The sequence below is a fragment of the Streptomyces sp. NPDC051664 genome (genome assembly GCF_044453545.1).
GTDB lineage: Bacteria > Actinomycetota > Actinomycetes > Streptomycetales > Streptomycetaceae > Streptomyces.
Window position 1 is genome coordinate 24,849 of the sequence record NZ_JBITCU010000022.1, and the last position, 15,781, is coordinate 40,629.

General features: G+C 70.1%; 15 protein-coding genes. 8 read left to right on the forward strand and 7 right to left on the reverse strand.

The features are described from left to right. Positions 1 to 37: 37 nt before the first annotated feature. The 5 genes from ACIA8E_RS30045 to ACIA8E_RS30065 all read left to right on the forward strand — a co-directional run bounded on the left by ACIA8E_RS30045 (position 38) and on the right by ACIA8E_RS30065 (position 4,663). Complete coding sequence (locus tag ACIA8E_RS30045; protein ID WP_399302631.1) at positions 38 to 292, forward strand: acyl carrier protein; 255 nt, start codon at positions 38 to 40, stop codon at positions 290 to 292. A 178-nt stretch (positions 293 to 470) separates the two neighbouring features. Further along, positions 471 to 1,217 (forward strand): 3-oxoacyl-[acyl-carrier-protein] reductase, encoded by a 747-nt coding sequence (gene fabG, locus ACIA8E_RS30050; RefSeq protein ID WP_313939610.1) that lies wholly within the window; start codon positions 471 to 473, stop codon positions 1,215 to 1,217. Positions 1,218 to 1,332: 115 nt separating this feature from the next. Then, positions 1,333 to 2,280: an alpha/beta hydrolase gene (locus ACIA8E_RS30055; RefSeq protein WP_399302633.1), complete on the forward strand. Its 948-nt coding sequence runs from the start codon at positions 1,333 to 1,335 to the stop codon at positions 2,278 to 2,280. Further along, entirely contained in the window at positions 2,277 to 3,335 is a 1,059-nt protein-coding gene (locus ACIA8E_RS30060; protein WP_399302635.1) for an LLM class F420-dependent oxidoreductase, read from the forward strand. The genes ACIA8E_RS30055 and ACIA8E_RS30060 overlap by 4 nt, the downstream gene beginning before the upstream one ends. A gap of 146 nt (positions 3,336 to 3,481) precedes the next feature. Further along, positions 3,482 to 4,663, forward strand: coding sequence for an NAD(P)/FAD-dependent oxidoreductase (locus tag ACIA8E_RS30065; protein ID WP_399302637.1), 1,182 nt, complete (start codon positions 3,482 to 3,484; stop codon positions 4,661 to 4,663). Between the two features lie 69 nt (positions 4,664 to 4,732). Here the strand turns inward: ACIA8E_RS30065 and ACIA8E_RS30070 are convergent, their stop codons facing one another. The 3 genes from ACIA8E_RS30070 to ACIA8E_RS30080 all read right to left on the reverse strand — a co-directional run bounded on the left by ACIA8E_RS30070 (position 4,733) and on the right by ACIA8E_RS30080 (position 8,752). Further along, a complete protein-coding gene (locus ACIA8E_RS30070; RefSeq protein ID WP_399302639.1) occupies positions 4,733 to 5,155 on the reverse strand; it encodes an acyl-CoA thioesterase in 423 nt (140 codons plus the stop codon). Between the two features lie 25 nt (positions 5,156 to 5,180). After that, a complete protein-coding gene (locus tag ACIA8E_RS30075) occupies positions 5,181 to 7,364 on the reverse strand; it encodes a LuxR C-terminal-related transcriptional regulator (RefSeq protein WP_399302641.1) in 2,184 nt (727 codons plus the stop codon). Positions 7,365 to 7,984: 620 nt separating this feature from the next. Continuing rightward, the gene (locus tag ACIA8E_RS30080; protein ID WP_399302643.1) at positions 7,985 to 8,752 is read right to left on the reverse strand and encodes a DoxX family protein; all 768 of its coding nucleotides are present in this window, start codon (positions 8,750 to 8,752) and stop codon (positions 7,985 to 7,987) included. Between the two features lie 184 nt (positions 8,753 to 8,936). Here ACIA8E_RS30080 and ACIA8E_RS30085 point away from each other — a divergent pair, with 184 nt between their 5' ends. From ACIA8E_RS30085 to ACIA8E_RS30095, 3 genes are all read left to right on the forward strand, one after another. Beyond that, complete coding sequence (locus tag ACIA8E_RS30085) at positions 8,937 to 9,410, forward strand: carboxymuconolactone decarboxylase family protein (protein WP_399302645.1); 474 nt, start codon at positions 8,937 to 8,939, stop codon at positions 9,408 to 9,410. A gap of 124 nt (positions 9,411 to 9,534) precedes the next feature. Further along, entirely contained in the window at positions 9,535 to 10,533 is a 999-nt protein-coding gene (locus ACIA8E_RS30090) for an RNA polymerase sigma-70 factor (protein ID WP_399302647.1), read from the forward strand. Between the two features lie 515 nt (positions 10,534 to 11,048). Further along, positions 11,049 to 12,635 (forward strand): Na+/H+ antiporter, encoded by a 1,587-nt coding sequence (locus ACIA8E_RS30095; protein ID WP_399302649.1) that lies wholly within the window; start codon positions 11,049 to 11,051, stop codon positions 12,633 to 12,635. Between the two features lie 217 nt (positions 12,636 to 12,852). On the opposite strand, the gene ACIA8E_RS30100 is transcribed toward ACIA8E_RS30095, so the two are convergent. The 4 genes from ACIA8E_RS30100 to ACIA8E_RS30115 all read right to left on the reverse strand — a co-directional run bounded on the left by ACIA8E_RS30100 (position 12,853) and on the right by ACIA8E_RS30115 (position 15,646). Continuing rightward, a complete protein-coding gene (locus ACIA8E_RS30100; RefSeq protein ID WP_399302651.1) occupies positions 12,853 to 13,638 on the reverse strand; it encodes an SAM-dependent methyltransferase in 786 nt (261 codons plus the stop codon). Positions 13,639 to 13,824: 186 nt separating this feature from the next. Further along, positions 13,825 to 14,445 (reverse strand): RraA family protein, encoded by a 621-nt coding sequence (locus ACIA8E_RS30105; protein ID WP_399302653.1) that lies wholly within the window; start codon positions 14,443 to 14,445, stop codon positions 13,825 to 13,827. A 48-nt stretch (positions 14,446 to 14,493) separates the two neighbouring features. Then, the gene (locus tag ACIA8E_RS30110; protein ID WP_399302655.1) at positions 14,494 to 15,165 is read right to left on the reverse strand and encodes a DUF6445 family protein; all 672 of its coding nucleotides are present in this window, start codon (positions 15,163 to 15,165) and stop codon (positions 14,494 to 14,496) included. A 58-nt stretch (positions 15,166 to 15,223) separates the two neighbouring features. Continuing rightward, a complete protein-coding gene (locus tag ACIA8E_RS30115; protein WP_399302657.1) occupies positions 15,224 to 15,646 on the reverse strand; it encodes an ArsR/SmtB family transcription factor in 423 nt (140 codons plus the stop codon). Positions 15,647 to 15,781 lie beyond the last annotated feature (135 nt).

A 15,781-nucleotide genomic window follows, 5' to 3' on the forward strand; every position in this document is an offset into this window, starting at 1 on the left:
CAAGGCACAGCAAATCCGTACGGAAGGAAATCACCACATGTCCGAGAACACCGCCGTCGCCGTCGACACCGAGGAACTGCGCTCGCTCGTCGCCGACGCACTGGAGCTCCCCGTCGAAGAGGTCACCGACGAGGCGCACTTCGTCGACGACCTCCAGGTCGACTCGCTCATGGCCCTGGAGATCGTCGTCAACCTGGAGAAGAAGTACGGCATCAAGGTCGCCGAGTCCGACTTCAAGGAGGTCTCCAACCTGCTCCAGGTGCGCGCGCTGGTCGACTCGAAGCTCAAGTAGTCGTCGTACGGCTGCTCAAGCAGGCGCCGTACGGCCGGCGTTCGCGGGGCCCCGCGTCCGTCGCAGGGCCCCGCGCGGCCGGCCCGTACCACCTACCGGCCCGGACGACGGTGCTTGACGCCGTTCCGAAGCAACGCCCCCGAAAGACCGACCCGCAAGCCCACCGAAAGGCAGCAACATGTCAGACGGCGCACGACCGGTCGCCCTCGTCACCGGCGGCTCCCGCGGCATAGGACGGGCCGTGGTCACCCGGCTCGCCCGCGACGGCTTCGACGTGGCGCTCTGCTACCGCTCCGACACCGGCGCGGCCGAGCAGGTCGCCAAGGAGGCCACCGCGCTCGGCGCACGGGTCCTCACCCAGTCGCTGGACGTCGCCGACCCGGCTGCGGCCCGCGAGTTCGTCAACCGGACCGAGGAGGACCTCGGCCCGCTGGACGCAGTCGTCACCAGCGCGGGCATCGTGCGCGACAACCCGCTCGTCCTGATGGACGACGACCAGTGGCGCGACGTCATCTCCACCAACCTCGACGGCACCTACACCATCTGCCGTGCCTCGGTCTTCTCCTTCATGAAGCGGCGCACCGGCACCATCGTGACCATGTCGTCCGTGGCGGGCGTGTACGGCAACGCCACCCAGAGCAACTACGCGGCGTCCAAGGCCGGCATCATCGGCTTCTCGCGCTCGCTCGCCAGAGAGGTCGGCAAGTACGGCATCCGCGTCAACTCCGTCGCGCCCGGCCTCATCGAGACCGACATGACGGCCGACATGTCCGACGCCGTCAAGAAGCAGATCCTGGGCAAGGTCCCACTGGGCCGCTTCGGGGCAGCCGACGAGGTCGCCGACCTGGTCTCCTTCCTGGTGTCGCCGCGGGCCGCGTACATCAGCGGCCAGGTGCTCGGCATCGACGGAGGTCTGGTGGTGTGAGCGGCACCAGCGGTACGAACCGCCGCACGCGCCGCGACGCCGCCCGCCGGACGCCCGTGGCGGGGAACCGGACGCACGGACCGGGGAGCCGGAAGCCAGGACCGGGGAAGTGGACATGAGCAACCGGCCGGCCGCGCTGCTCGCCGCGCCCCTCGACGCCCTGCGCACCGCGTACACCGCGTTCCATCCGCCCAGGCCCGAACGCCGCCGCCGCCCTGAGCAGTTCGGGCTCAGGGCGCAGGAGGTGACCATCCCCGCGGGCAGGGGCGGCCGGACGCTCGCCGGCTGGCTCTGCCGGGGCGAGCGTACGGACCGCGTGGTGCTGCTCGGCCACGGGCTCGGCCTGGACAAGTCCCGCAGCCTGCCCTACGCCCGCTATCTGCACCGGGCCGGACACACGGTGCTGCTGTTCGACTACCGCAACCACGGCGACAGCTTCCAGGACCGCGGATTCGCCGGCTTCGACCGGAAATTCGGGCAGGACACCGTCGCCGCTGCCCGGTACGTGACCACTCTGCCGGAGCACACCGGCGCACGGCTCGTCCTGTACGGCTTCTCGCTCTCCTCGTTCGCGATGCTGCGCGCGCTGCAGAGGCTGCACCCGGTCGTCGACGCGGTGGTCTGCGACAGCGGGCCCGCCTGCGACCCCCCGGCGATCTCTCCCAACCTGCTGCGCGAGGGGCTGCTCGCGCTGCCGGAGCGGACCCGCGGTGGACGGGCCGGGGCGGTCGCCGAGCGGTCCTTCCAACTGTTCAACCACCTCACCATCGGCGGCGCCGACTGGCCGCCGGCCCCGGCCGCGCCCGGATACGCCACCACCCCGATGCTGTTCATCGGCGGCGGCGCGGACGCCGTGGTGCCCGCCGAAGAGATACTGCGGCTGGCCCGCCGCTACCCGCATGCCCAGACCCTCGTGCTCCCCGACGCCCGCCACCTGCGCGGCCTGTGGGCCGACAAGGAGCGTTACACCTCGACCGTCCTGGAATTCCTGGACCGTGCCTGCGCCCGGACCGGGAGCGACCCGGGGACGGTCGCCGATCCGACCAGGACGGTGCACCGATGAGACTCGGACTGAACCTGCGCTACCTCGGGAACCTCGGCGCGGGCGCCGACCCGAGGACCTCCGCCAGGTACGTACAGGAGGCGGAGCGGCTCGACTACGCGGTGGCCTGGACCGCCGAGGCCTTCAGTTCGGACGCGGTGTCGCTGCTCGGCTACCTCGCCGCGCAGACCAGCCGGATCGAACTCGGTACGGCCGCCATGCAGATCCCGGCCCGCAGCCCCGCCATGACCGCGATGACCGCCACCACCCTCGACATCCTCTCCGAGGGCCGCTTCCGGCTCGGCCTGGGCGTCTCGGGGCCCCAGGTCGCCGAAGGCTGGCACGGCGCGCGCTTCGACAGGCCGCTGGCGCGCACCCGCGAGTACCTGGACATCGTCCGCATGGCACTGCGCAGAGAGGACGTCGTCTACGACGGCTCGCACTACCGGCTCCCGCTGCCCGACGGACCGGGCAAGCCGCTGCGCCTCGGCACCCGGCCGCGCCGCAAGGACGTGCCGGTCTACCTGGCGGCGGTCGGCCCGCGCAACGTGGAACTGGCCGGGGAGATCGCCGACGGCTGGCTGTCCGTGTTCTTCCAGCCCGAGACCGTCGCCGAGCACCTGCCACTGCTGCGGGCCGGGCGGGCGAGGACGGGCCGGGATCTGACAGGGTTCGACGTCGTCTCCTCGATGCCCGCGGTCGTCGGAGACGACGTCGCCGACTGTGCCGACCGCGTCCGCATGTACACCGCGCACTACCTGGGCGGCATGGGCTCCCGCAAGGAGAACTTCTACAACCGTCTCGCCGCCCGCATGGGCTACCCGGACGCCGCACAGCGCGTCCAGGAGCTGTACCTGGAGGGCCGCCCGCGCGAGGCAGCCGCGGCGATCCCCCAGCAGTTCCTGGAACGGACCTGTCTGCTGGGCCCCGTCGAGCGCATCGCCGACACCCTGCGGGAGCACGCCGAGGCGGGAGTCACCACGCTCTCCGTGATGATCTTCCCCGTCGACGCGGAGGACGGCCTGCGGACCCTGCGCGCACTCGCCGACGCGCTGAACAAGGCGGGCGCCGGTTGACGGCCCCTGCCCGCGGACGTCCCCCGGGGCCCCGTATCCGCCCGCACACCGCGCGCTGTGTTTCCGACGCAGACTTCCGACCCGGGACCTCAGCCCCCGGACCTCAGCCCCCGGACCTCCGATCCCAGGAAAGGCACGGTCGCCCCGTGTACGACGTCATAGTGGTGGGAGCGCGGGCCGCCGGTTCCCCGACAGCGATGCTCTTCGCCCGCGCCGGATACCGCGTGCTGCTGCTGGACCGCATCCGCCACCCCCGCGACACCCTCTCGACCCTCTACATCCATCAGCCCGGCGTCGCCCACCTGAATCGCTGGGGCGTGCTCGACGCGGTGGCCGCCACCGGTTGCCCGCCGCTCGACCATGCCCGTCACCAGGTCAAGGACGTGGTGCTCGAAGGCTGTTCATGGCCCGCCGACGGCGTCACCGCCGCCTACGCCCCGCGCCGCTACCTGCTGGACCGCATCCTCACCGACGAGGCGGTCGCGTCCGGCGCGGAGTTCCGCGAACAGTCCACGGTCGACGAGCTGGTGTTCGAGGAAGGCCGGGTGGCCGGTGTCCGCTACCGCTCGGGCCGGCAGCAGTTCGAGGAGCGGGCCCGTCTGGTGGTGGGCGCGGACGGTATGCGCTCCAAGGTCGCCGAACTTGCCGGTGCCCGCAGCGAGTTGGAGGATCCCATGCTGACCTGCGCGTACTACTCGTTCTGGTCGGGAATCGACACCGGCTTCGAGGTGTACGAGAGCACCCGCAAGTGGGCCGGATTCGTCCCCACCAACGACGGCCTGACCCTGGTCGGCACCTACTTCCCGATGGCGGACTACGACCGGGTGCGCGCGGACGCCCGTACCGCCTACCTGGACAACATCTCCGCGATCACACCCGTCCTGGCCGACCGGATGGCAGGCGCGACGCAGGAGGACCGGCTCTTCGGCACCGGTGACCAGCGCAACTTCTTCCGCCAGGCCGCGGGCCCCGGCTGGGCGCTGGTGGGGGACGCGGGCCACCACAAGGACTCGCTCACCGGCAAGGGCATCACCGACGCCTTCCGGCAGGCGACCGCGCTCGTCGAGTCCGTCGGCGACGGGCTGCAGGACGATCCCAGACTGGACAAGTCGCTGCGCCGGTACGGCGAGCGGCGGGACGATCTGGTCATGGAGGGATACCGGGACACCCTGGCCGCGGCCGAGCTGCGGCCAGGCCGTCGGCTGCCGCTGATGCGCGCCATCGTGGACGACCCGCAGATGACCGCACGGTTCTTCTCCGCCATCTCCGGAGTGCTGCCCTCCAACGAGCTGATGACACCGGAGCTGCGGGAACGCGTCGGGGCGTGACGCGACGCGCCGGTCCCCCCGCGAGGAGAAGCGAGGAGACCGGCGCCGCCCCGGGGGGCGGCAGCGCGGTCAGAGCCCGGCCACCGCCGGATTGGCCGCCACCGAGCGGAAGCACTCCCGGGGATCGGAGACGAGCTTGCGAGCGTCCAGGTCGAGGATGCCGCCCACGTTGAAGACCTCCGCCACGAGCGTGCCGTCGGCCCTGGTCATGGTCTGCTCCACCCGGAAGCTCTTGCCCTCGCCGAAGACGAAGACACAGTTGATGTCGACCTCGTCACCGGCGACCACCTCACGGTGGTACCTGATGGTCGTCTCCAGGTTGACCGGACTGACGCCCTTCTTCAGCAGGTCCCCCTGGTTGATCCCGGCCGCGCGCAGCAGTTCCCAGCGCGCGTGCTCCGCGTGCTGGAGGTACACGTTCCCGTTGAGGTGTCCCTGTGCGTCGGTCTCGTAGACGCGAACGGTGACCCGGACCGTGAACGGCTTTGCCATGTTCTTCCTTTCTGCGGTGCGCATTTCATGCGCCATGGGTGATGTGTCGGGCGACTTCCACCCGTGAGCCGATGCCGAGCTTCCGGAAGATCGCCCTGAGGTGGTAGTTGACGGTGTGCGGAGACAGGCTGACCCGCCGTGCGACCTGGCGGTTGGTAAGCCCGTCGCTGACCAGGTGGGCGATGGACCGCTCGGTCTCCGAGAGCGCCTCCCAGCCCGCGGTGGCGGCCCTGCCCTGGCGGGGAGCGCTCGTGACGGGCGTCCCGTGCTCCTCCATGAAGGCCCGGATACGCTCGATGTCGCCCTGCGAACCGATCTGTACGAAGCGCCGCAGCGCGGACCGCAGCGCGGCGGCGCCGAGAGCGCCGTTCTTCTCCTCCTGCGTGCTCAGCAGTATCCCCAGGTCCTCCTCGGCGAGCGCCCCCGCGCACGGGCTGACGTGCTCGCGCGCGGCCTGGCGCAGTGCCTCGGAGTCCCGCTCCAGCAACCCCCTGGCGTGCAGGGCGGCGACGGCCAGGGTCGGGCGCCCGGGGTTGGCAGCCGCGAACCTTTCGGCGGCCGTCACCACGGTCGACGCGAGCGGCATGTCGTCCGCCGCCAGAGCGAGCCTGACGAACCAGGCCGCAGCCGCCGCCTCCTCCACGAACAGCTGTGGAGAGGTGAGGAGATGGGCGTACGTGGTGGTCAGCAGTTCCGCCGTGCGCCGCGGACCGAGCTGCGCGGTGGCCACCAGGCACTCCCCCCAATCGAAGTGGATCGAGGGGAAGACCGTGCTGTCGGCGCCGACGGCCGCCCGGCATCGCCACGCGTAGTCGGCGGCCGACGCCAGGTCGCCGCGGCGCAGAGCGACCAGGATCAGCACCGCCTGCCCGACCGGTACGACCCAGCCGCCACCGGTCTTCGCGGCGACCTCCAGCCCGGCCTGGGCGGAGTCCTGGGCCTCCTGGAGCCGGCTGGACTGGAGCAGCAGCATGGCCCTGGCGATCAACGGCGTCGCCGTGTGCGGGTGGCCGAGTGCCTCGGCCTCCGTCCGGGCCGTGGCGATCAGCCCCTCGGCCTCTTCGAACCGGCCGATGTCGGACAGCTTGGTGGCCAGTGCCAGTCTGACGTACGGGGACCACATCGGCGGGGTGGCCGGGCCCAGGCGCTGGACGGCGCGCTGCCCCCACCTGAGCCCCTCGGCGAGGTTCCCCACGGCCCATTCCAGGTTGGACATGACGACGGTGGCCGTCACCGCGTCGGCCTCGTCGTCGCGGCCCTGGTGGGCGGCGAGCAGCGCCCGCGCTCGGGTGGTGGCGCGCTGCACACCGTCGGCGAAGAGGGAGACCGTGTTGCGGGTGATCCGGTCGGCCCGGTCCGCGAGCGGTGCGTCGGCGGTCCCGGTGAGCTCGACGTCGGCGTAGTGGGCCTGCAGCGCGGCGGTCAGGCCGGCCCGCAGTTCCTCGGCGAGCCCCAACGGCAGGGGCTCGGTGCGGGTGCTGCGGGCCATCAGCAGGGCGGGCAGCAGCCGGTGGACGATCCCGGGTCCCGTGGACGACGCCGGGAGGGGGGCCGGCGCAGGCGGCGGGGCGGGCGTGTCCGCGGACCCCGGCGCCGGCGTGCCGGGCGGACGGCCGCCGGTGACCAGGAACTCCGGCGGCATCGGCACCTGGAGGCAGTGCTGCCTGCGCAGGGCGCTCACGTCCTGGCGGAGCGCCTGCCGGACCGCGGCGGGCAGCGCGTCGGCGATGGAACGCCGCACCAGCTCGTGCTGGAACACCGTCTGCTCGCCCGGACAGATCAGCAAGCCCGAGGCGATGGTCTCGTTCAGCGCGGGAAGCATCGATGCCGTGGTCTCCCTCAGCATCGAGGCGACCTCGACGACCATGAAGGACCCACCGACCGCCGCGGCCACCTGGACGAGCTGACGGGCCTTGTCCGATAGCGAGTCCAGCCAGTGCTGCGCGAGGTCGCGCACCCGTCGTGGAATGCGTTCGTCCAACAGCCGGGCCCGCTCGTGGGAAATCTCCACAGAACCCTCTTCGCGCAACCCCTGGACGAGTTCCACGATCAGGAGGGGATTTCCTCCCGCGCCGGATATCATTGCGGCGAGCTTCGGGTCGGGAGCGGCACCCATGATGTCGGCGGCGAGTTCCGTGGAGGTGGCTTCGGAAAGCCTGCCGAGTTCTATTCGGTGGCACCCGGCGAATTCACTGGAAAGGCGACGCATCGATCGGTTCTGTAATCCAGTGCGAAGCCCGATTATCCGAATGAGGGGAGCCGTCCGGGAATTTTTCGGGGGCTCGTAGTGAGCCAGGGACGCTACTGCCTCGGTCAATTCATCGGGGACGTTGTGCAGGTTGTCCACCACGACCAGCCGGGGCTTGGAGCTCGCTGCGGCGGAGTCGAGGACCGCCATGAGGGACGCGGCCTCACGGCGTCCCGCAGGTCCACCCGCAGCGGGGTTCAAGAACGAGGAAACGGTGAAGTCGAGTCGCTCTGCGGCCCGCTGGGACTCCAGCAGCAGCCTGGTCTTACCCGTTCCTGACGGTCCCTGAATGGTGAGCGTGCCGCTGTACCCCGCAGTACCACCGGCGAGTAATTGCGCTATTCGATCTAATTCTGTTTTCCGGCCGAAAGTCTGAATTAATTCAGTGTGTTCCGTCATGGTGCCTTAAACTTTCGGTTCAAGTGAAGGCCTGGGCATCGGGTCAGGTAACGGCGGGTGGCAAGTCATGGAATTCTCCCTCCGTGACGGCGGTCGAATGACAGGTCAACGCCATCCCAGACTGGCATGCGGACCGTCGGAAAATGGAGACGGCTCGTCCAAATTAACGTGTGACCTTCGTCTCAGTTCCAGGATTCCGTAAAATTTTCATGGGTCCGCTTGAGAATATTTCGTGGCGACCGGGTGTCGCCGGGCTCCTGCTGCCGTGCGGTCGCCCCGGTCCGGGCGCGGTGGATTTCGGCAGGTGGCTCCGGGTACCCGACCGGTCGCGCAGATCTCGATATCCGCGGCGGACTCGGTGCGGCGTCAGTCCGTGTCCGGGCCGCGGTCGCTTCTCCCAGGGCCGGCGAAGACGGTGCGTTCACTTGTCCGGTGCCGAACCGGCCGCGAAATCCGGGAACCAGCTGAGCATCTCGGAGTGGCTGACTGATCCTTCGGCGCTGACGTCGGTGACAGGGGGAACCCTGCAGGATGCGCTTGACGGGTAGTTCGAGCTTCTTGCCGGTGAGCGTGCGCGGGACGGCGGGGATCGGCACGATCACGTCGGGCACGTGGCGCGGGGACAATCGGCGTTTGATGGCCGTGGCGATCCGCTCGCGCAGTCCTTCGCCGAAGGGGATGCCGCCTGCGGTCAACAGCAACACCAGGCCGGTGGCGGCCAGCGGCACCAGGACCGGGGCGATGTCGAGCACGGCGGGCAGCACCAGGCCCGCCGCGGCCAGGAGTTCAATGGCACCGATGGCCTTGAGGGCACGGGGGCTGAAGTCCTCGACCCATCGGGTGGCGGTGCCCACGCGGGCCATCTTCTCCTTCGGCACGAACATCTTGGAACTGCCGACCAGGCAGACAAAGGCCAGCAGTCCGGCGACGATCCACAGCGCGAGGTCCACCGACAGCTCCTTGGCCGGGGATTTTTGGCCCGCACCGCCTGGGGCGAGAAAGCAACCTCGCCCTGTGGCATCTCCGAAACCCCAGTGGCGAGGAGACCTGGGTCACCCGCCCCGCCGTGTCACAGGGCGCCGGGCCACCTCGTCTCAGGGGGTGTAGCCACTGACGACCACGGAGGAGCACACGATGGACGCGCGACTGAACTACTTCGCCAGCCCGACCGCCGGCACGGCCTTCAAGCACTTCATTGCGGCGGGCAAGGCGATCAAGGAATCGTCCGTGCCGGCCGCGACGCAGGAGCTGGTGGCGCTGCGCGTGAGCCAGATCAATGGCTGCGCCGTCTGCATCGACATGCACACCAAGGAGGCCACGGCCGCCGGCGAGACCTCGGTGCGGCTGCACCTGGTGGCGGCGTGGCGGGAAGCCACGGTCTTCACCGAGGCCGAGCGCGCCGCCCTGGAGCTGGCCGAGCAGGCGACCCGGGTCGCCGACGCGGCCGGCGGGGTCAGCGACGAGGTCTGGGCGCGTGCGGCCGAGCACTACGACGGGGAGCAGCTCACCGTCCTGGCGGTCCTGGTCTCCTTCATGAACACGGCGAACCGGCTGAACATCATCGCTCAGCAGCCGGCCGGCGACTACGAGGCCGGGCAGTTCCACTGAACAGCCCCCGCTCCTGGCTCAGGCCAGGGGCGTTGTGCCGTCCCGGCGGCGAACCGGATGATCTCAGGAGGACGCCTCGCCGGCGCGAGTCCGGCCGGGCGGGAGCAGAGCAAGGGGAGTCTGCATGAGCAAGGTCGACGAGTTCGAGGAGCTGCGGCCGCTGCTGTTCTCGATCGCGTACCGGATTCTGGGCAGCGTGGGTGAGGCGGAGGACGCAGTGCAGGAGACATGGCTCCGCTTCGACGCCTCGGCGACTCGGCCCGCGTCGGCCAAGGCGTTTCTGTCCACCACGGTGACCCGTATCTCGATCGACGTGCTGCGGTCCGCCCGGGTGAGGCGGGAGGAGTACGTCGGACCGTGGTTCCCCGAGCCGCTGCTCAACGATCCGTACCAGGATCCGGCACACTCGGCGGAGCTCGCCGACTCGGTGTCGATGGCGGCGCTGCTGCTCCTGGAACGGCTCAGCCCGCTGGAACGGTCGGTGTTCGTGCTGCGGGAGGTGTTCGCCTTCGGCTTCGATGAAATCGCCGCGGCGGTGGGGCGGTCGGAGGCGGCGTGCCGGCAACTGCTGGTACGGGCGCGACGGCACATGCACGCCGGGCGGCCACGGTTCGAAGCGGACCGTCAGGAGCGGCAGGAACTGGCGGCGCGGTTCTTCGACGCCCTCCGCGAAGGCGATGTCGTCGGCCTGCGGGATCTGCTCGCCGCCGACGTGTCCATGGTGGGGGACGGCGGCGGCAAGGCCCCGCAGCTGGCCAGGGCTGTCGTCGGCGCCGAGAACGTGGCCCGGCTGCTTGCCACCGTCTTCCCCCTGCTGGCCCGGATCGACGTGACGTTCGAGCCGCACGAGGTCAACGGCCGGCCCGGCGCGGTCTTCCGCGACCGGGACAACAAGGTGCTCCACATCCTGGCCCTTGAGGTGCTCGACGGGCAGATCCAGACCATCCGCTCGGTGATCAACCCCGACAAGCTCGGCCACCTCGGGCCGGTCGCCGACGCCTGGGCCGTCGACCGCGAGGTGAAGCAGGCCCGCCGGGAGATGACCGTGCAGGCCGTCACCGACAACCCGGCGCTGCGGTCCACCGGCGCCGGGATCAAGAACGGCGAGCAGCGCTGGGAGTGACTGCGGAACCCGGACCGTACCCTGCTGCGCGGGGTCGACGGCGAGGTCCTCGCCGGCTTCACCGACGGCGCCCGCACCGCCACGCTCACCGGCCCCAGCCGAACCTTCACCGAACCGGCCACCACCAAGTCCCGGGTCGTCACCGAGGACTGGGTGCGGCTGATGCCGTACCAGTGGAAGAAGGATGCGGCCGGTAGGCCGAAACGGTGGTTCGTCACCGGCGCCGGCAGCTCGGTCGTCCCCTCCATGACGCGCTGCACGCCGGGCCGTACCGTCGGCCGCTCGGGGCGCCGCCTCGGCCGGGCAGGCGTCGCGTTCGCTGCGCGGGCGAGGTCGTACAGGTGGGTTCGTTCCGTGTCGTTGAGCCGCAGGGCCTGCGCGAGTGGATCCGGAACGGGTTGAGGTCGGGCGCGTACGCGGGGAAGTAAGAACCGTTAGCCGGTCGTCGTTCGCGGTGATGAACGGTGTAGTCCGTCCCTCGTATCCGTCGTAGCCCTCTGCACAGGAGAACCACCATGCTCGGTCTCGAACTCGTCGTGCTCCTGGGCGTGGCCGTCCTGGTGGGCAACGCCCTGGCACAGCGCTTCGGCATCGCCCCGCCCGTCCTGCTGCTCATCGCAGGTGTGCTGCTGGGGTTCATCCCCGCGGTGCGGCAGGCGCAGCTGCCGCCGAAGGTGGTGCTGCTGCTCTTCCTGCCCGTCCTGCTGTACTGGGAGAGTCTGACGACGTCCCTGCGGGAGATCCGCACCAACCTGCGCGGCATCGTGCTGCTGAGCACCGCGCTCGTCATCCTCACGGCCTGGGCCGTGGCGGCCACTGGGCACGCCCTGGGGCTGCCGTGGGGGTCGGCGTGGGTGCTGGGCGCCGCCGTGGCACCCACCGACGCCACGGCGGTCGGCGTCCTGGGCCGAGCCCTGCCGCGCCGCCAAGTCACCGTGCTGCGCGCCGAGAGCCTGGTCAACGACGGCACTGCGCTGGTCATCTACGGTCTCGCCGTCGGCATCACGGTCGGCGCGGACCACCTCAGCATCCCGAACATCGGCGGGCTGTTCCTGCTCGCGTACGGCGGCGGTGCTGCAGTCGGCGTGGTGGTGGCGTGCGTCAACACGTACCTGCGCCGCCGCCTGCCCGACCCCCTGCTGGGGAATCTCGTCATGATCCTGGCGCCCTTCACCGCGTACCTGCTCGCCGAACTGATCGAAGCCTCCGGGGTCCTCGCGGTCGTCGTGAGCGGACTGATCATGTCTCAGACCGCCCCGCGTGTGGTGCGGGCCGAGGCACGCCGGCAGGCGATGGCGTTCTGGCCGATGGCGACGTTCGTGATCAACGGCGCACTGTTCGTCCTTGTGGGAGTGGAGCTTCAGGATGCCGTCCGCACTCTGAGCCGCGCCGACTTCAACCACGCCCTGATCGTGGTCGGCCTCGTCTCTGCGGTGCTGGTCGTGGTGCGCTTCGTCTTCCTTTTCGTCTCCATGTACCTGATTCGTATGATCGACCGCCGTCCGCAGCAGCGGCTGCTCCGGATCAGCCACCGCGCCCGGGTGGTGAGCGGGCTGGCCGGCTTCAGGGGTGCGGTGTCTCTCGCCGTGGCGCTCTCGGTGCCGCACACGCTCGACTCGGGTGAGCCTTTCCCCGACCGCGACCTGATCGTCTTCGTGACCTCCGGCGTCATCGTCGTGACTCTGGTGGTGCAGGGACTTCTGCTCCCCGGCGTGGTGCGCTGGGCCCGGCTGCCGCGCGACACGTCGGTCGAGGAGGAACACGTCCTCGCCGAGACCCTCGCCATGGAAGGGGCACTCGCGGCGCTGCCGCAGCTCGCCGCCGACCTGGGAACCGATCCGAAAGTGGTCGACTCGTTGCGCCACGAGTACGAGGCGCAACTGGCGGTCGTACGCGCCAAGGGCACAGGCGCCGGCGACGACCAGGCCATGCTCCAGAACCAGCACCACACCGCGCTGCGCCTCGCCCTCATCTCCCACAAGCGCGCCACCGTGGTCCGACTCCGCGACGAACGCCGCATCGACGACACCGTGCTGCGCCGACTACAGGCCGCCCTCGACATCGAGGAGGTACGTCTGTCCGGGCGCGAGCCGACGGACTGACCCGTCCCATGCCAGATCTGCATGTCCGGCGAGCACGACGTTGCGACGGGACAACCGACGATGCGGCTGCCGGTGGTCAGAAGGCGAGCCGGCTCGCTCCCGCCGCTGCCCGTGAGCTGCTTGCCGCGCCGTATGAGCAACCGTGCCCGGGTGGTCGGCAGGCCGGCCGGGTCTCCGCACAAGGGCCCACCGTGGCCGGACGCGGTCGTCCGAGGGCCTACGGGACCCGGGCGACAGCGACGTAGAGTCCGCTGGCCTCGGGCTGGGGCGCGGGGGTGCCCCGGAACCATTCGGGTGCCGTCACCAGACCCGGTTCGACGATGTCCAGGCCGTCCAGGAAACGGGCGAACTCCTCGCGGGTGCGCAGCGCGAGCCGGATGCCGCCCTTGCCGTACTCGGCGGCGCCTTGTTCTCCCCGCTCGGGATTCACATCGGATGCTCCCTGGGACAGCACCACGTAGCTGCCCGGTGCCAGTGTGCTCACCAGGGTCCTGACGATGGCGTACGGATCGTCCTCGTCCGGCAGGAAGTGCAGCAGGCCGAGCAGCGACACGGCGACCGGCCGGTCGAAGTCCAGAATCCGGCGTGCGGCCTTCACGATCCCCTCGGGCTCGCGTACGTCCGCCGGAACGTAGTCGGTCGCCCCCTCCGGTCTGCTGGTCAGCAGCGCCTCGGCGTGACGCAGGACGATGGGGTCGTTGTCGCAGTAGACGACCCGGGCGGCCGGGTTGATCTCCTGGGCTGTCTGATGCAGGTTCGGGGCGGTCGGGATGCCCGTACCGATGTCCAGGAACTGCCCGATGCCCTCGCCGGCCAGCCAGGCCGTCGCGCGGCTCATGAACGCACGATTCTGATGCGCCCCGATCTTCGCCTCGGCCGGCAGGTGCTCCGCCACCGCCTGATCGACGGGGTAGTTGTCCTTCCCGCCGAGGAGCCAGTCGTAGACCCGCGCGGAGTGAGGCTTGCTGGTGTCGATCGGAGTGTGGGACATCCCTGTCGTCATGCCGTGCTCCGTCACCGATGGGTCGAACCGCTCCGTCGGCGCAGTCTTCCACAGCAACTCCAGGCCGATCCACGCGCGTTGACAATCGGTCGACGAAATGGCCTGTACTGCGCGCTCGTGGGTCCGGAGCGGCCACAGGAAGCGGATCCGGGTCCGGCTGAAGGCCCTTACGGACCCGGCGGGTTGCTACGCGGCGCCGTTCTCGCCCAGGATCTTGTCGATGCGGGCGTGATGCGCTTCCTCCCATGCATCGAGGGATTCGCCGGCCTCCTTGGCCAACTTCGCCCGGGCATCGAGGAGCACCTGCTCCCGGCGGGCGCGGGGAGTGACCACGATGCCCTCTTCGTCGGCCACCACGATGTCCCCGGCATGCACGTTCACGCCGCCGCACCGCACCTGGCCGCCCAGCGGCACAACGGCCGACTTCGTTCCCGGGATGGGGATGACCCCCCTGGCGAAGACGGGAAAGCCCATCTCGCGCACCTCGGCGAGGTCACGGATCACCCCGTCGAGCACGAACCCGGCGACCCCTCGGCGCTGGGCGACGGCGCAGACATTTCCTCCGGCGAGTGCGTAGTCCACGTCACCCGCTTCGACGACGATGACCGAGCCGGGCTCCGCGCGATGGATGGCCGCGTGAAGCATGAGGTTGTCCCCCGGAGGGCACCGCACGGTGAACGCCGGGCCGGCAATGCGCGGCATCGAGGGCCACAGAGGGCGAATGCCGATGTTCATCACCTGCCCGCGTCCCAGGACGTCGGCGAGGGTGGTCGGTGAGATGTCCCCGAACTCGGTGACGTCGCTCATGTTCTTCCTTCGTTCGCTACGGCGCTCGTCCCACCGTGGGCCGTCGGGTCAGGCCTTCCAGAAGAAGACGGCCGTCATCCGCTTCTCCTCCAGCGTGTGACCCGAGTAACCGGTGGCGCTGTGGATCATATTGGCGGAGTAGAGCAGCAGCCGGTTGGCGCGGTGCGGGACCCGTACGTCCTCGACGAAGGAGTCCGGCGACACGAAGCGGGTGCCCAGCGCGTCGACGAGGTTGTTGTGCGGCGCGGTCACCTGGTTGCCGCCCAGCACTCCACCGGGCAGGCTCTGGCGGTAGAAACTGGTTCCGCAGTCCTTGGGCACGCCGGGGTTGAGATAGAGCACCGCGGCGTAGCGGCAGAGAGTCCGCGAGTCGGTGTGGGGGCGCGGCTCACATTCGCCCTCGCCGACGACCTGGACACAGTTGTGGTTGAACGTGCCGCCGCCAGAAGGGCGTTCGGCCCGGAGTTCCCTGGCGCCGGTCGCCTTTCTCACCAGCCGCTCCACCTGCGCCAGTTCACCGGGCTCGAGCCCCGGCATGGCACGCAGTCCCGGCCAGCTCTCGGGCTTGTGCGGGTAGCCCTCCGTCCAGTCCTCCCTGGCCAGACAGCGCTCCCGGGTGGCGTCCAGATCCGGCAGCACGTCGTCCAGCACCCAGTAGTCCCGGCCACGCGTCGGCTTGCGGTACGGGAGGACCGGGAGGGGAGGGGGTCTCAGAGACATGGGAGGGACCGTAGCGGCCGGGGTCCCTCGGATCGCCACGCAAGCAGTCAACCTTGCGTCAAGGGCTCCCCAAGCGAGTTGAGCCTGACACCTTGTCAAAGTGAGTGACCCGGGCATCGGTTGGGGTTTCGGTGAGGCCGAGGCGGAGGTACTCCGCGTGGTACAGGGCCTGGTCGAGGAGTGCGGCGACGTGCTCGTCGTGGAGTGTGTAGACGACGGAGCGGCCCCGGCGGGTGCCGGTGACCAGACCGAGATTGCGCAACAGGCGAAGCTGGTGCGAGCAGGCGGACTGCTCCATACCGACAGCGGTCGCCAGCTCGGTCGCCGCGCACGGGCCTTCGCGCAGCCGGGCCAGGATCAGCAGCCGGGAGGGCGTGGACAGCGCCTGGAGCATGGCGGCGACCTGCGGTGCGTTCTGCGGGGTCAGACGGGTGTGCGGCGCCGCGGCACTGCTGTCGGGGGCGTTCGCTCCGTTGCCCATGGTCACCATGCTACGGAGAGGGACACATGAATGGATGTTCAAATATTCATGTGTGGTGAGACGTTTCGGCAGCGGTCAAGGGTGCGGGAGAACCCGGTGCCCCGGAGACCGTTGTCCGGGGCACCGGTGACGCAT

Coding starts and splice junctions, on each gene's coding strand:
- ACIA8E_RS30070 (WP_399302639.1), bottom strand. CDS start 5,155: ATGGCAAAGCCGTTCACGGTCCGGGTCACCGTTCGCGTCTACGAGACC.
- ACIA8E_RS30100 (WP_399302651.1), bottom strand. CDS start 13,638: ATGACGACAGGGATGTCCCACACTCCGATCGACACCAGCAAGCCTCAC.
- ACIA8E_RS30075 (WP_399302641.1), bottom strand. CDS start 7,364: ATGCGTCGCCTTTCCAGTGAATTCGCCGGGTGCCACCGAATAGAACTC.
- fabG (WP_313939610.1), top strand. CDS start 471: ATGTCAGACGGCGCACGACCGGTCGCCCTCGTCACCGGCGGCTCCCGC.
- ACIA8E_RS30115 (WP_399302657.1), bottom strand. CDS start 15,646: ATGGGCAACGGAGCGAACGCCCCCGACAGCAGTGCCGCGGCGCCGCAC.
- ACIA8E_RS30110 (WP_399302655.1), bottom strand. CDS start 15,165: ATGTCTCTGAGACCCCCTCCCCTCCCGGTCCTCCCGTACCGCAAGCCG.
- ACIA8E_RS30090 (WP_399302647.1), top strand. CDS start 9,535: ATGAGCAAGGTCGACGAGTTCGAGGAGCTGCGGCCGCTGCTGTTCTCG.
- ACIA8E_RS30055 (WP_399302633.1), top strand. CDS start 1,333: ATGAGCAACCGGCCGGCCGCGCTGCTCGCCGCGCCCCTCGACGCCCTG.
- ACIA8E_RS30085 (WP_399302645.1), top strand. CDS start 8,937: ATGGACGCGCGACTGAACTACTTCGCCAGCCCGACCGCCGGCACGGCC.
- ACIA8E_RS30105 (WP_399302653.1), bottom strand. CDS start 14,445: ATGAGCGACGTCACCGAGTTCGGGGACATCTCACCGACCACCCTCGCC.
- ACIA8E_RS30045 (WP_399302631.1), top strand. CDS start 38: ATGTCCGAGAACACCGCCGTCGCCGTCGACACCGAGGAACTGCGCTCG.
- ACIA8E_RS30095 (WP_399302649.1), top strand. CDS start 11,049: ATGCTCGGTCTCGAACTCGTCGTGCTCCTGGGCGTGGCCGTCCTGGTG.
- ACIA8E_RS30060 (WP_399302635.1), top strand. CDS start 2,277: ATGAGACTCGGACTGAACCTGCGCTACCTCGGGAACCTCGGCGCGGGC.